Below are 13932 nucleotides of genomic sequence, written 5' to 3' on the forward strand. Positions count from 1 at the left end.
GGCGCCCCATGGCCACCGAGCCCCTGACCGCAGAGCGCATCCTCGAAGCCACCGAGGAGGTGCTGCGTCGCTACGGCCCGGCGAAGGCGACGGTGGTCGATGTGGCCCGGGTCCTGGGCGTCAGCCATGGCAGTGTCTACCGCCACTTCCGTACGAAGGCGGCGCTGCGGGAGGCGGTCACCGCGCGCTGGCTGAGCCGTACGGAGAGCGTGCTGGCCCGGATCATGGAGGGGGAGGCCGAGCCGGGCCCGGAGAAGCTGCGCGGCTGGCTGCTGGCGCTGTTCGACACCAAGCGGCACAAGGCCGGGGACGACCCGGAGCTGTTCGCCACCTTCTCCGTACTCATCGACGAGAGCAGCGATGTGGTCGACGCGCATCTGTCGGAGCTGGCCCATCAGCTCACCAGGATCGTCGAAGAGGGCGTGCGCGAGGGCGAGTTCGTGGCGGCGGACCCGGCGAGCACGGCCGGGGCGGTCTTCGCCGCCACGGCCCGTTTCCATGACCCGGCGTACGCGCCGGAATGGCGAAAGCCCACCATCGACGCCGAGTTCACCGCCGTGTGCGAGCTGTTGCTGCGCGGGCTGCGGGCGGACTGAGGGCCCCGCTCACGTCCCGTCAGTCCGCGGCCGGGTCCACGGTCGCCTGGTGGGCCTCGGTGAGATGTTCCTCCGCCTTGAGCCAGGGCAGGAACTGCGCCCCTTTGCGCCAGCCGCAGGTGTCGCAGATCAACGACCGCTGCACACCCGCCTTCTGAACGCGTACGACATGCTCGCGCCCATGCTGATCCCATCTCCTGACCGTGCTGGTGGTCGTGGCCGGCATGATCCCCGCCTCCCTGGTAGGTCCCCGCCCAGTCTGCGACGAGGCCCCCGGTTCCGCGGGGGAACCGGGGGCTTCGAGTTACGAACGTGACCCGCCGTTCAGTGTGGGTTGTCCGCGTCCGTGGTCAGCGAGTGTCAGCAGCCGAGGAGCCGGGCGCCGAGGTAGCCCTGGATCTGGTCGAGCGAGACGCGCTCCTGCTGCATCGTGTCGCGCTCGCGCACGGTCACCGCGTTGTCGTCCAGGGTGTCGAAGTCGACGGTCACACAGAACGGCGTGCCGATCTCGTCCTGGCGGCGGTAGCGGCGGCCGATGGCGCCCGCGTCGTCGAACTCGATGTTCCAGTTGCGCCGCAGATCCGTCGCGAGCCCCTTGGCCTTCGGCGAGAGCTGCGGGTTGCGGGAGAGCGGCAGCACGGCCACCTTGACCGGCGCGAGGCGCGGGTCGAGACGCATCACGGTGCGCTTCTCCAGCACGCCCTTGGCGTTGGGCGCCTCGTCCTCGTTGTACGCGTCGAGGAGGAAGGCGAGCATCGAGCGGCCGACACCGGCGGCGGGCTCGATGACATACGGGGTCCAGCGCTCACCGGCCTCCTGGTCGAAGTACGACAGGTCATGACCGGACGCCTTGGAGTGCGCGGAGAGGTCGTAGTCGGTGCGGTTGGCGACACCCTCCAGCTCGCCCCACTCGCTGCCGCCGAACTGGAAGCGGTACTCGATGTCGGCGGTGCGCTTGGAGTAGTGCGACAGCTTCTCGGCCGGGTGCTCGTACCACCGCATGTTCTCCGCACGGAGACCCAGGTCGGTGTACCAGTTCCAGCGCTGCTCCATCCAGTATTCCTGCCACTGCTCGTCCTCGCCCGGCTTGACGAAGAACTCCATCTCCATCTGCTCGAACTCGCGCGTGCGGAAGATGAAGTTGCCCGGAGTGATCTCGTTCCGGAAGGACTTGCCCATCTGCGCGATGCCGAACGGCGGCTTCTTGCGCGAAGTCTGCTGCACCTGGGCGAAGTTGGTGAAGATGCCCTGCGCGGTCTCGGGCCGCAGATAGGCGACGGAGCCGGAGTCCTGCGTCGGGCCGAGGTGGGTGGAGAGCAGACCGGAGAACTGCTTGGGGTCGGTGAAGGTCCCCTTGTTGCCGCAGTTGGGGCAGTTGATGTCGGCGAGGCCGTTCTCGGGCGCCTTGCCGTGCTTCGCCTCGTACGCCTCCTCCAGATGGTCGGCGCGGAACCGCTTGTGACAGGAGGTGCACTCGGTGAGCGGGTCACTGAAGGTCGCGACGTGGCCGGACGCCTCCCAGACCTCCGTGGCGAGGATCACCGAGGAGTCGATACCGACAACGTCCTCGCGCGAGGTGACCATGTAGCGCCACCACTGGCGCTTGAGGTTTTCCTTCAGCTCGACTCCGAGCGGCCCGTAGTCCCAGGCGGCGCGCTGACCACCGTAGATCTCACTGGACGGGTAGACGAAGCCACGGCGCTTGCTCAGGTTGACGATGCTGTCGATCTTGTCGGCGGCCACGGTGCTCTCTTCATTACGACGACGACGAACGGCGAATGCTTCAGATTAGCGGCGGCCGCACCCCTTGGATCAAATCGGTGCGGGGTAAGAGAGATCTCCGACCCTTGTTGACAATCGTTTCCACTTTTGTTGAAAATGACAGTCATGAACGCAAGACGTCTGATACCGACCGCCACTCTCGCCGGCGCGGTCACCCTCGGCCTGGTGGCCCTGTCCGCCTGCTCCTCCTCCGACGCCGCCACCGGCACGAAGAGCGGCGGCAAACTCGCGGTGACCGCGTCGTTCTACCCCATGCAGTTCCTGGCCGAGCGAATAGGCGGCGACCACGTCTCCGTCACCACGCTCACCAAGCCCGGCGTGGAGCCGCACGACCTGGAACTCACCCCCCGGCAGGCCGCCCAGCTCGGCGAAGCCGATGTCCTCCTCTATCTCAAGGGCATCCAGCCCGCCGTGGACGAGGCCATCACGCAGTCCGGTGTGAAGAACACCGTCGACGCGACCTCCCTCACGACGCTGGAGAAGCACGGCACCGAGGTCGGCCACTCCCACGAGGAGGGCCATGGGGACGAGCACGCGACCGAGGAGGGCCACTCCGCCGGCGAGGAGGACGCCCTGGCCGGCAAGGACCCGCACATCTGGCTTGACCCGGTGAAGTACGCCGAGGTCGCCAAGGGTGTCGGCGCCTCCCTGGAGAAGGCGGACCCGGACAACTCCGCCGCGTACCGGAAGAACACCGACGCGCTGGTGAAGGAGCTCGGCGGCCTGGACACCGCGTTCAGGCAGGGCCTCGCCGACACCACCACCAAGACCTTCATCACCACCCACTCCGCCTTCGGCTATCTCGCCGAGCGCTACGGTCTGACGCAGGAGGGCATCGCGGGCCTCGACCCCGAGTCGGAGCCCAGCCCCGCCCGGATGAAGGAACTGAAGACCATCGCGGAGCACGACAAGGTCGGCACCGTATTCTTCGAGACGCTCGCCAGCGACAAGACCGCCAAGACCGTCGCAGCGGACTCCGGACTGAAGACCGACGTCCTGGACCCGCTGGAGGGAATTACGGACAAGTCCAAGGGCGATGACTACATCGAGGTCATGAACGCCAACCTCACCGCGCTGCGGACGGCACTCGGCGCGAAGTGAGGCCCGCGAAGTGAAACAGTCGGCAGCAGTATCGGAGGCGCCCGACATGGCGACGGTGGAGAGCGGCCAGACCGCTGAGGCGGCACAGCGGACGCCGGAGCGGGGCTCCGCACCGGTCATCACCGTCCGGGGCGCGCGGGCCACGCTCGGTGCGCGCCCCGTGCTGCGCGGCATCGATCTCACCGTGCACAGCGGTGAGGTCGTCGCCCTGCTCGGCGCCAACGGGTCCGGCAAGTCCACCGCCGTACGCTCGGTGATCGGACAGGTACCGCTGACGGACGGCGAGATCACGCTCTTCTCGACCCCGCTGCGCCGCTTCCGGGACTGGGCTCGCGTCGGCTACGTACCGCAGCGCACCACCGCCGCGAGCGGGGTGCCCGCGACCGTGCGCGAGGTCGTCGCCTCCGGCCGGCTGTCCCGTACGAGGTTCGGCCTGCCCGGCAAGGCCGACCGGGCGGCCGTCGAGCGGGCCATCGAGCTGGTCGGGCTCACCGACCGCGCCAAGGACTCCGTGGAGGCCCTCTCGGGCGGCCAGCACCAGCGCGTGCTGATAGCCAGGGCGCTCGCCGCCGGACCCGAACTGCTGATCATGGACGAGCCGATGGCGGGCGTCGATCTGGCCAGCCAGGAGATCCTCGCGGCCACTCTGCGTGAACAGGTCGCGGCCGGTACGACGGTTCTGCTCGTCCTGCACGAACTCGGCCCGCTGGAGCCGCTGATCGACCGCGCGGTGGTGCTGTGCGACGGCTGTGTGGTGCACGACGGGCCACCTCCCCGGGCGGTCGGCCAACATGCCCTGCCCGGCCACGATCACGTTCATCCGCACGCGGCCGGCGAGCCGCTTCGCACAGGACTGCTGACCTGACCATGGAAATACTCCAGACCGCCTTTATGCAGCGCGCGCTGATCGCGGCCGTACTGGTCGGCATCACCGCCCCCGCCGTCGGCATCTATCTCGTCCAGCGCCGCCAGGCCCTGATGGGCGACGGCATCGGCCATGTCGCGATGACCGGGGTCGGTCTCGGCTTCCTGCTCTCCACCAGCGCGATCTGGACGGCGACGCTGGTCTCGGTCGCCGGCGCCGTCACGATGGAGCTGATCAGGGCGTACGGCCGCACGCGCGGCGACATCGCGCTGGCGATGCTCTTCTACGGCGGTATGGCGGGCGGTGTCCTGCTGATCAACCTCGCGCCGAACGGCTCCAACGGCAGCCTCAGCACCTATCTCTTCGGCTCCCTGTCGACGGTCTCGCCGGCGGACGTGACCGCGATCTCGCTGCTCGCCGCCTTCGTGGTGCTGGTCACCGTGGGGCTGCGGCGGCAGCTCTTCGCGGTCAGCCAGGACGAGGAGTTCGCCCGTGTCACCGGACTGCCGGTGCGGGCGCTGAATCTGCTGATCGCGGTCACGGCCGCGGTGACGGTCACCGTCGCCATGCGGGTGGTGGGGCTGCTGCTGGTCAGCGCGCTGATGGTGGTGCCGGTCGCGGCGGCCCAGCAGATCACCCGGTCCTTCGTGGTCACCTTCGTGCTGTCCGTCGTGATCGGTACGGCGGTGACGCTGGCCGGCACGGTCACCTCGTACTACCAGGACGTGCCGCCCGGCGCGACGATCGTGCTGATCGCGATCGGTGTCTTCGTGGTGCTGACCGCTCTCGCGGCCCCTCTCGCGAGACGCAGGGCCCGCGCGCTGCGGGCCGCCGAGGCCGCGGGCGCCCCGGACGTGGCGGCGCCGGACGTGGACGTGCCGGCCGCGCGCCGGGCCCCGGGTGATGTCACGGTCTGACCGCGAGCCGGTCACGAACTGGCAGAATGGCCCGTGGGAAGCGGGCAACGCCCGTGGGACACGGGCAGAGGCAAGGAGGCACCTGTGACGACTGCGCCCAGCGGTGGATCAAGCGCGGCCCCCGTGCGCGGCCGATCGACCCGCCAGCGCGCCGCGGTGGCGGCGGCGCTCGACGAGGTGGATGAGTTCCGTAGCGCGCAGGAGCTCCACGACATGCTCAAACACCGTGGTGACTCGGTCGGTCTGACCACGGTCTATCGCACCCTGCAGTCCCTCGCCGACGCGGGCGAGGTCGATGTGCTGCGCACGAACGACGGCGAGTCGGTCTACCGGCGCTGCTCGACCGGCGACCATCACCACCATCTCGTCTGCCGGGTCTGCGGAAAGGCCGTCGAGGTCGAGGGCCCGGCGGTGGAGCAGTGGGCCGAGATGATCGCCGCGCAGCACGGCTATGTCGGGGTGGCGCACACGGTGGAGATCTTCGGTACGTGCGCGGAGTGCGCGGCGGCGGTCGCGAAGAACTAGGGCGTGTATCGAAAGTCCCGCCTGGCTCGCGGCGTCCGGCACGCACGCTCGCTGCGTTGTCGGAGTCGTCCAAGTAGCTCCGCTACGAGGACGATCCTCCGCCTTGCGATCGCACGCACCGGACACCGCGAGCCCCGCCCTGCGGGCGGACGGCGCTACTTTCGATACACGCCCTAGTGCCTGTTTCAGGCGCGTTGGGTCGTCGTACGGGCTCGCCATCAGACCGTACGACGACCGCGGCGCGTATCAGCCCTGCTGCTCCGCCTGTTCCGCCTGGTCCTCGTTGGGCAGCGCCCCGCCGAAGCGCCGGTCCCTGGACGCGTACTCCAGACACGCCCGCCACAGATCGCGGCGGTCGAAGTCCGGCCACAACACGTCCTGGAAGACCATCTCGGCGTAACTGCTCTGCCAGATCAGATAGTTGGACGTGCGCTGCTCACCGCTGGGGCGCAGGAAGAGATCCACGTCCGGCATGTCCGGGTAGTACAGATACTTGGCGAACGTCTTCTCATTGACCTTGGACGGGTCGAGCTTGCCGGACGCGACATCGGCGGCGAGCGCCTGCGCGGCATCCGCGATCTCCGCGCGGCCACCGTAGTTGACGCAGAAGTAGAGCGTCATGGCGTCGTTGTCCCGCGTCTGCTCCTGGGCGACCTGGAGCTCCTGGACGACGGACTTCCACATCTTGGGCATCCGGCCCACCCAGCGGATCCGGATCCCCAGCTCGTCCATCTCGTCGCGGCGGCGGCGGATGACATCGCGGTTGAAGTTCATGAGGAAGCGGACCTCGTCGGGGGTCCGCTTCCAGTTCTCGGTGGAGAAGGCGTACAGCGAGAGGTTCTTGACGCCCATCTCCAGACAGCCCTTGAGCACGTCGAGCACAACGCCCTCGCCGACCTTGTGGCCCTCGGTGCGCGGCAGACCGCGCTCCTTGGCCCAGCGGCCGTTGCCGTCCATGACACAGGCCACATGCCGTGGCACCAGCTCGCCGGGGATCTTCGGCGGGCGCGCACCGGAGGGATGCGGTTCCGGCGTCTTGTACTCGCGGCGGGAACGCCCCATGATTCCGCGTCGTGCCATGCGCTCTCGTCTCCCGGTTTCCTAGTTCTTCTCTACGTATCTGAGCGAGCGCAGCCCGCGCTCCAGGTGCCAGTGCAGATAGGCGGACACCAGTCCGCTGCCCTCCCTGACATGCCGTGCCTCGCACGCGTCCGCCGTGTCCCAGTCGCCGGTCAGCAGCGCGCTGAGCAGTCCGACCGCCTCAGCCGAGGGTACGACGCTGCCGGGCACCCGGCAGTCGCCGCAGATGACACCACCCGCCGCGACCGAAAAGAAACGATTCGGCCCATGGAGTCCGCACTTCGCGCAGTCGTCGAAGCTCGGCGCGTAGCCGTTGACGGCGAGGGAACGCAGCAGGAAGGCGTCCAGGATCAGATGGGGCGCGTGCTCACCGCGCGCGAGCGTACGCAACCCGCCCACCAGGAGCAGATACTGCTGGACGGCCGGCTCGCCCTCGTGGTCGGTGAACCGCTCGGCGGTCTCCAGCATGGCGGTGCCCGCCGTGTAGCGGGCGTAGTCGGTGACGATGCCGCCGCCGTAAGGGGCGATGGTCTCGCTCTGCGTGCACAGCGGCAGCCCGCGTCCGACGAGATCGCTGCCGCGCGCGAAGAACTGCACATCGACATGGGAGAACGGCTCCAGCCGCGCCCCGAACTTCGATTTTGTCCGCCGTACCCCCCGGGCGACGGCGCGGACGCGGCCGTGGCCGCGGGTCAGAAGCGTGATGATGCGATCGGCCTCACCGAGCTTCTGGGTGCGCAGCACAACGCCGTCGTCCCGGAACAGACTCATGGGGGCCATTGTCCCGCATGCGCGGACACCCCTCGGCCTCCCGCTCGCCCCGGTCCGCCCTGGGCGGGCTCAGGAAGGCGTGCCGGACGCCGCCAGCAGCAGTCGCTCCGTATCGTCCGAACAGAGCTGGAGCGCGCCGCCCACGATGCTCAGCACCTCGCGCTCCGGCAGGCTGTACGGTCCGTCCGCCACCGCGATCCGCGCGCCCTGGAGCACGATCGACTCCCGGCCCGCCGGGGCCAGATGCGGTGCCAGCGGCTCCAGGGCCTCATGCAGCTCGATGGCGAGCGCAGCGCCGCACGGCCCCGGCTCCATGAGGAAGCGGCCGGTGTCCGCGGCGAGCGCGTCCACCAGATCCGTCAGCCGGTCCTCCGTGCAGTCCTCGAACCCGGCCGCCCGGACGATGAGGACCGCGGTCTCCCTGACCGTACGCGAGGAGGTGCCACCCGCCGCGAGGACCGCCAGCGCGACCGTGTGCACGGCATCGCGCAGCATCGCGGAGAAGCGGACGGTGGTGGGGTGATCCAGTACGTCCGTCCCGAAGTGGCCGTGACAGGCGGCGCATTCGACGACGGGCCCGGCGCAGCCGCGCGGAAGCAGTGGAACCCCGAGCACCGTGAAACGGCGACGGCCGGTACGACGGCGGTAGTTGCGGTCGCCCCCGCAGTCGGGACAGAAGAACTCCCCGTCACCGACGGTGTTCCAGGACGTACGAATGCCGCAGAAACGCACTTTTCGCCCACCGGGTCTCTGAGCTGGCAGCACGTCGCGCACCTCCGTAACGCTCCGGCAACGCTTCGTTGCGTTGCGCTCCGCTTCGCCTCCGCACCCTTCCGGGGAACCCGGATGCTGGGAATCCGGGTTGCGGGGCCGCCGCGTTGACGTGATGTTAGCCACATCGCGCGGGCGCCGTCAGTACCGCGGCGTGAGATCGCCACGACATGGCCGAACCCCGACCACCGTGTCCGGTGGTCGGGGTCCGTGAACGCTCAGGTCAGGACGGGGGTGCCGGCCGGATCAGCGGGCCGCGCGGTTCACCGCGGAAATGACCGCCTTGAGTGAAGCGCGGGTGGTATTTGCGTCGATTCCGATGCCCCACAGCACCTTTCCGTCGATCGCGCACTCGATGTACGAGGCGGCCTGCGCGCTCGCGCCCTCACTCATGGTGTGCTCCTGGTAGTCCAGCAGCCGGGCGTCCACCCCGACGGACGCCAGGGCCTCGAAGAAGGCCGAAATCGGACCGTTGCCGGTACCGGTCAGCACGGTCTCCGTACCGTCCACGACGGCCTGGACGGTCAGTGTGTCCTTGCCGTCCGTGTCGGTCGTGGTCTGGCCGGAGCGCAGCTGGAGCCGGCCCCACGGATTGTCCGGGTTGGGCAGGTACTCGTCCTGGAAGACCGACCAGATCTGGCCGGGCGTGACCTCGCCGCCCTCGGCGTCGGTCTTGGCCTGGATGATCCGGGAGAACTCGATCTGCATCCGGCGCGGCAGGTCCAGCTTGTGGTCGTTCTTCAGTACGTACGCGATCCCGCCCTTGCCGGACTGCGAGTTGACCCGGATGACCGCCTCGTACGAACGGCCCACGTCCTTCGGGTCGATCGGCAGATACGGCACGGCCCACTCGATCTCGTCGACCGTCCTGCCCTGCGCGGCGGCGTCGGCCTCACGCGCGTCGAATCCCTTCTTGATGGCGTCCTGGTGGGAGCCGGAGAAGGAGGTGTAGACCAGATCGCCCGCGTAGGGGTGGCGCGGGTGGATCTCCATCTGATTGCAGTACTCGCTGGTACGACGGATCTCGTCGATCTGTGAGAAGTCGATCTGCGGGTCGACGCCCTGGGAGAAGAGGTTCATGCCCAGCGTCACCAGGTCGACGTTGCCGGTGCGCTCGCCCTGCCCGAACAGACAGCCCTCGATTCGGTCCGCCCCGGCCATGAGCGCCAGCTCGGCGGCGGCGACGGCCGTACCGCGGTCGTTGTGCGGGTGCACGGACAGGCACACGTTCTCGCGGCGGGAGAGATGGCGCGACATCCACTCGAAGCGGTCCGCGTGCGTGGACGGGGTCGAACGCTCCACCGTGGCGGGCAGATTGAGAATGATCTCGCGGCCGGCCTCGGGCTGCCAGACGTCCATGACGCCTTCGCAGACCTCCAGCGCGAAGTCCAGCTCGGTATCGGTGAAGATCTCCGGGCTGTACTGGTAGCCGAAGACGGTCTCGGGGCCGAGGATCTTCTCCGCGTACTCCATCACCAGCCGGGTGCCGTCCACGGCGATCTGCTTGACCTGCTCCTTCGTGCCACGGAAGACAACCTTCCGGAAGGTGGGGGCGGTGGCGTTGTAGAGATGGACGGTCGCACGGTGGGCGCCGCGCAGCGCCTCGACGGTGCGCTCGATCAGTTCCTCGCGGGACTGGGTCAGGACGGAGATCGTCACGTCCTCGGGGATCGCGCCCTCTTCGATGATCGACCGTACGAACGCGAAGTCGGTCTCACCGGAGGACGGGAAGCCGACCTCGATCTCCTTGTAGCCCATGCGGACCAGCAGATCGAACATCTCGCGCTTGCGGGCCGGTGACATGGGGTCGATCAGGGCCTGGTTGCCGTCGCGCAGATCGGTGGAGAGCCAGCGGGGGGCGACGGTGATCCGGTTCTCCGGCCAGGTGCGGTCGGGGATCTCCACCGCCTCGTAGCGGCCGTACTTGTGGATCGGCATCCCGGACGGCCGCTGGGTGTGGGTCGCGTTGGTGATGGGCGTGGCGCGACCGACGGAAGAATCAGACATTGCGTAGGGCTCCTCGTGTGTCCACTGGGGTGGCCGACGGGTGTGATCACCGCAACACCAGACTCCGCGGGGAGGGGGTCGGCCTACGACTACAGACCCTCGCCGCGGCAGCTAAGGAGAAGCAGCCCGAAACGCATGATGTGAGGCAGCCTAGCCGAGCGGCGCCGGACGCGCGGGTCCGTATCAGAATGCGGGATCGGATTCCCAAAGCCCGAATCCGGGGGAATCACTCCATCTCAGCAATTTCTGTCGCGATGAGTGACAGAAGGGTGACGCACTGCCACCGTGCGGATATGAACGCCATCGCTCCCGTTTTCTGCACCATCGTGCCGCCCCATGTCCTCGACAAGCTCGCCCAGGCAGAGGACCCCCGGCTCTCCGGGCCCGCCCGCCGGGCGCTGGAGGTGGACGCCGCCCACCGCACCCGCCGCCGGGTCACGGGTCTGCGCGCCGTCGCCTCCCCCACGGCCGCCGCCACCGGAAATCCGCACCGCGCTCTCCACGACTGCGAGCACCGCACCACACTGCCGGGAAAGAAGGTGCGCGGTGAGGGTGACCCGCCCGGCGGCGACGCCACGTTGAACCGCGCGTACAGCGGTCTCGGTGCCACGTTCGAGCTGCTGCTCTCGGCGTACGGACGCGACTCGCTCGACGGCGCCGGGCTGCCGCTGGTCGCCAGCGTCCACTACGACGAGGGGTACGGGAACGCGTTCTGGGACGGCGAACAGATGGTCTTCGGCGACGGTGACGGCGAGGTCTTCCTCGACTTCACGCTGCCCGTCGATGTGATCGGCCACGAGCTGGCGCACGGCCTCACCCAGTACACCGCCAACCTGGAGTACCAGGGCCAGGCGGGCGCCCTCAACGAGTCCGTCTCCGACGTCTTCGGCTCGCTGGTCAAGCAGTACACCCTGGACCAGACCGCCGACCGGGCCGACTGGCTGATCGGCGCGGGTCTGCTCGCTCCCGGTGTCACCGGGGAGGCGCTGCGCTCCATGAAGGCGCCGGGGACGGCGTACGACGACGATGTCCTCGGCAAGGACCCGCAGCCGGCCACCATGGCCGGCTTCGTACGGACGAGCCAGGACAACGGCGGGGTCCACATCAACTCCGGGATCCCGAACCACGCGTTCTATCTGCTGGCCTCGGCGCTCGGCGGAAAGGCGTGGGAGCGGGCGGGGCGGATCTGGTTCGACGTGCTGACAGGCGGCGAGCTGGCCGCGGACGCGCGGTTCGCGGACTTCGCCCGGCTGACGGTCGCGGCCGCGCGGGCCCGCTTCGGCGACGGCGCGGAGCTGGAGGCGGTGACGAAGGCCTGGTCCCAGGTCGGGGTCCCCGCGGTGTGAAGCACCAGGTGTGGCACGAGCGGCGGCTACCGCCGCCGCCGATCACGTACTAGACAGGACCCATGCGTATCCAAGTACGGCGCACAGGCGGCTTCGCGGGCATCGAGCGCCGGGCCGAGATCGAGACCTCGGGCCTGCGCGATGCCGGTGACTGGCGGGAACTGGCCGACCGGGCGATGGCGGACGGCGCGGACACGCCGTCCGCCGGCGTACCGGACGGCTACCACTACGTGATCACCATCGACGACCACGCGGTCCACTGCGCGGACCCGGGCCTGACGGACGCGCAGCGCGCGCTGATCTCACGCGTGCTCAAGGAAGGCGCGTAGGCCCTGCGGGGCGGTGCGTTGTACCTCCGGGGGCCGGGGCCTCCGGAGGTACATGTCCGGACGGCATGATTTACGGCGCGACCCTGCCCAGACGATGGTTCGGGCGTCCGCACGCCACAAATCACGCTTTAGTGTCCGGACACGCACCTCCTACGACCCCGACCCCCTCCCCCGGTGGGCACACTCGGCTCGCGGTCGGCCGGGCCCGCTTGTGCGGGCGGTGAAGGGGGGCGCGCAGGGGTCGTGTCCGGGACGTAGAGCGTGATTTGTGGCGCGCGACCGCCCGAACCATCGTCTGGGCAGCTGCGCGCCGTAAATCATGCAGTCCCGGACGCGAACCCGGAGCGCACCCCGGCAACAACCCGCACCCAACCACCGGCCCCAGCCAAAACGCATCCGGTCCGGTCAGAACCCCAGCTTGCGCAGCTGCTTCGGGTCGCGCTGCCAGTCCTTGGCCACCTTGACATGCAGGTCGAGGAAGACGGGCGTCCCGAGCAACGCCTCGATGTGCTTCCGGGACTTCGTCCCGACCTCCTTGAGGCGCTTGCCCTTCGGGCCGATGATGATGCCCTTCTGGCTGGGGCGCTCGATATAGACGTTCGCGTGGATGTCCAGCAGCGGCTTGTCCGCCGGGCGGTCCTCGCGCGGCAGCATCTCCTCGACGACGACCGCGATCGAGTGCGGCAGCTCGTCCCGTACGCCTTCCAGCGCGGCTTCGCGGATCAGCTCGGCGACCATGACCTGCTCGGGCTCGTCGGTGAGGTCGCCCTCCGGGTAGAGCGGCGGGCTCTCCGGGAGGAGCGGGACGAGCAGATCGGCGAGCAGGCCGACCTGCTGGTCGCCGACCGCCGAGACCGGGACGATCTCCGCCCACTCCAGGCCGAGTTCCTTGCCGAGCTGATCGATCGCGATCAACTGCTCGGCCAGCGTCTTGGAGTCGACGAGGTCCGTCTTGGTAACGACGGCGACCTTCGGCGTCTTCTTGATCGCGGCCAGTTCCTTGGCGATGAACCGGTCGCCGGGGCCGAGCTTCTGGTCGGCCGGCAGACAGAAGCCGATCACATCGACCTCGGCCCAGGTCGTCCGTACGACATCGTTGAGTCGCTCACCGAGCAGCGTGCGCGGCTTGTGCAGGCCCGGGGTGTCGACCAGGATCAGCTGCGCCTCGGGACGGTGCACGATGCCGCGCACGGTGTGGCGCGTGGTCTGCGGCCGGTTGGAGGTGATGGCCACCTTCTGGCCGACCAGAGCGTTCGTGAGGGTGGACTTGCCCGCGTTGGGGCGGCCGACGAAGCAGGCGAAGCCGGCCCGATGGGGGGCTTCGGCTGCCTCGGGAGAAGTCTCGGGCGAAGAGGTACGAGCGCTCATGGCGCCCATTCTCCCCGATCGTTTACCGCGCGCCGACCAGACAGCCCCACACGGCCTCCGCGCCGCCACTTTCCGCGTGCGGATCGCGCCCCACGGGGCCGTGGCTCAGCCCGCCGGGACGGTCATCCGGAGGGTGCCGTCCGGGCCCGCCAGAAGGACCGGGGTCGCGGGCCCGCCGAGGTCGCGTACGGCCGCGCGGTCCTCGTCCGACACGGTCTCCCCCGCCGTGACGACGGCCGCCGCCTCCAGCGAGGTCGCGCCACTGGCCACGGCCATGGCGACGGCGGTACGCAGCGCGCTGAGCTTGAGCGAGTCGAGCCGCACGGTGCCGGCGACATACGTACGCCCGGTCTCGTCCCGTACCGCCGCGCCCTCGGGCACGCCGTTACGGGCGCGGGCGCTGCGTGCGAGCGTGATGATCTTGCGGTCCTCGGCGGAGACGTCGGTGCTCTCAGTCATACGCCGAGCATAGGC

The 13932-nt window shown here is 69.2% G+C and carries 15 protein-coding genes; 7 read left to right on the top strand and 8 right to left on the bottom strand.

Going from position 1 to position 13932, the window contains the following annotated elements; genetic code table 11:
* The first annotated feature begins 8 nt into the window (after nt 1–8).
* The gene (locus M1203_RS10385; RefSeq protein WP_249949284.1) at nt 9–596 is read left to right on the top strand and encodes a TetR family transcriptional regulator; all 588 of its coding nucleotides are present in this window, start codon (nt 9–11) and stop codon (nt 594–596) included.
* Nucleotides 597–615: 19 nt separating this feature from the next.
* On the opposite strand, the gene M1203_RS10390 is transcribed toward M1203_RS10385, so the two are convergent.
* Together M1203_RS10390 and M1203_RS10395 are read right to left on the bottom strand one after the other, a co-directional pair.
* Nucleotides 616–822, bottom strand: coding sequence for a hypothetical protein (locus M1203_RS10390; protein ID WP_129771042.1), 207 nt, complete (start codon nt 820–822; stop codon nt 616–618).
* Between the two features lie 134 nt (nt 823–956).
* Nucleotides 957–2339 carry a glycine--tRNA ligase gene (locus tag M1203_RS10395; RefSeq protein ID WP_249949285.1) on the bottom strand — a complete coding sequence of 461 codons (1383 nt, stop codon included), beginning with the start codon at nt 2337–2339 and terminating at the stop codon, nt 957–959.
* A 144-nt stretch (nt 2340–2483) separates the two neighbouring features.
* Here M1203_RS10395 and M1203_RS10400 point away from each other — a divergent pair, with 144 nt between their 5' ends.
* From M1203_RS10400 to M1203_RS10415, 4 genes are all read left to right on the top strand, one after another.
* Nucleotides 2484–3479: a metal ABC transporter substrate-binding protein gene (locus M1203_RS10400; protein WP_249949286.1), complete on the top strand. Its 996-nt coding sequence runs from the start codon at nt 2484–2486 to the stop codon at nt 3477–3479.
* 46 nt (nt 3480–3525) lie between these two features.
* Nucleotides 3526–4344, top strand: a complete 819-nt coding sequence (locus tag M1203_RS10405) for a metal ABC transporter ATP-binding protein (RefSeq protein ID WP_249949287.1) — start codon at nt 3526–3528, stop codon at nt 4342–4344.
* A 2-nt stretch (nt 4345–4346) separates the two neighbouring features.
* Nucleotides 4347–5261: a metal ABC transporter permease gene (locus M1203_RS10410; RefSeq protein ID WP_249949288.1), complete on the top strand. Its 915-nt coding sequence runs from the start codon at nt 4347–4349 to the stop codon at nt 5259–5261.
* Nucleotides 5262–5345: 84 nt separating this feature from the next.
* On the top strand, nt 5346–5786 hold the full coding sequence (locus tag M1203_RS10415) for a transcriptional repressor (RefSeq protein ID WP_249949289.1): 441 nt from the start codon (nt 5346–5348) through the stop codon (nt 5784–5786).
* A gap of 246 nt (nt 5787–6032) precedes the next feature.
* Here the strand turns inward: M1203_RS10415 and M1203_RS10420 are convergent, their stop codons facing one another.
* The 4 genes from M1203_RS10420 to leuA form a co-directional block, all read right to left on the bottom strand.
* Nucleotides 6033–6866, bottom strand: coding sequence for an isoprenyl transferase (locus tag M1203_RS10420; RefSeq protein ID WP_249949290.1), 834 nt, complete (start codon nt 6864–6866; stop codon nt 6033–6035).
* Nucleotides 6867–6887: 21 nt separating this feature from the next.
* The gene (gene recO / locus M1203_RS10425; RefSeq protein ID WP_129771048.1) at nt 6888–7637 is read right to left on the bottom strand and encodes a DNA repair protein RecO; all 750 of its coding nucleotides are present in this window, start codon (nt 7635–7637) and stop codon (nt 6888–6890) included.
* 69 nt (nt 7638–7706) lie between these two features.
* Complete coding sequence (locus M1203_RS10430) at nt 7707–8402, bottom strand: TerB family tellurite resistance protein (protein ID WP_249949291.1); 696 nt, start codon at nt 8400–8402, stop codon at nt 7707–7709.
* A 252-nt stretch (nt 8403–8654) separates the two neighbouring features.
* Nucleotides 8655–10415, bottom strand: coding sequence for a 2-isopropylmalate synthase (gene leuA / locus M1203_RS10435; RefSeq protein WP_249949292.1), 1761 nt, complete (start codon nt 10413–10415; stop codon nt 8655–8657).
* Nucleotides 10416–10708: 293 nt separating this feature from the next.
* Here leuA and M1203_RS10440 point away from each other — a divergent pair, with 293 nt between their 5' ends.
* Both M1203_RS10440 and M1203_RS10445 read left to right on the top strand, forming a co-directional pair.
* Nucleotides 10709–11761, top strand: coding sequence for a M4 family metallopeptidase (locus M1203_RS10440; protein ID WP_249949293.1), 1053 nt, complete (start codon nt 10709–10711; stop codon nt 11759–11761).
* Nucleotides 11762–11823: 62 nt separating this feature from the next.
* The gene (locus tag M1203_RS10445) at nt 11824–12090 is read left to right on the top strand and encodes a protealysin inhibitor emfourin (RefSeq protein ID WP_249949294.1); all 267 of its coding nucleotides are present in this window, start codon (nt 11824–11826) and stop codon (nt 12088–12090) included.
* Between the two features lie 405 nt (nt 12091–12495).
* Here the strand turns inward: M1203_RS10445 and era are convergent, their stop codons facing one another.
* Nucleotides 12496–13467 (bottom strand): GTPase Era, encoded by a 972-nt coding sequence (gene era / locus M1203_RS10450; RefSeq protein WP_249949295.1) that lies wholly within the window; start codon nt 13465–13467, stop codon nt 12496–12498.
* Nucleotides 13468–13563: 96 nt separating this feature from the next.
* The gene (locus tag M1203_RS10455) at nt 13564–13917 is read right to left on the bottom strand and encodes a cytidine deaminase (RefSeq protein WP_249949296.1); all 354 of its coding nucleotides are present in this window, start codon (nt 13915–13917) and stop codon (nt 13564–13566) included.
* Nucleotides 13918–13932 lie beyond the last annotated feature (15 nt).

This window comes from Streptomyces sp. 35G-GA-8, from assembly GCF_023534745.1.
Lineage (GTDB): Bacteria > Actinomycetota > Actinomycetes > Streptomycetales > Streptomycetaceae > Streptomyces.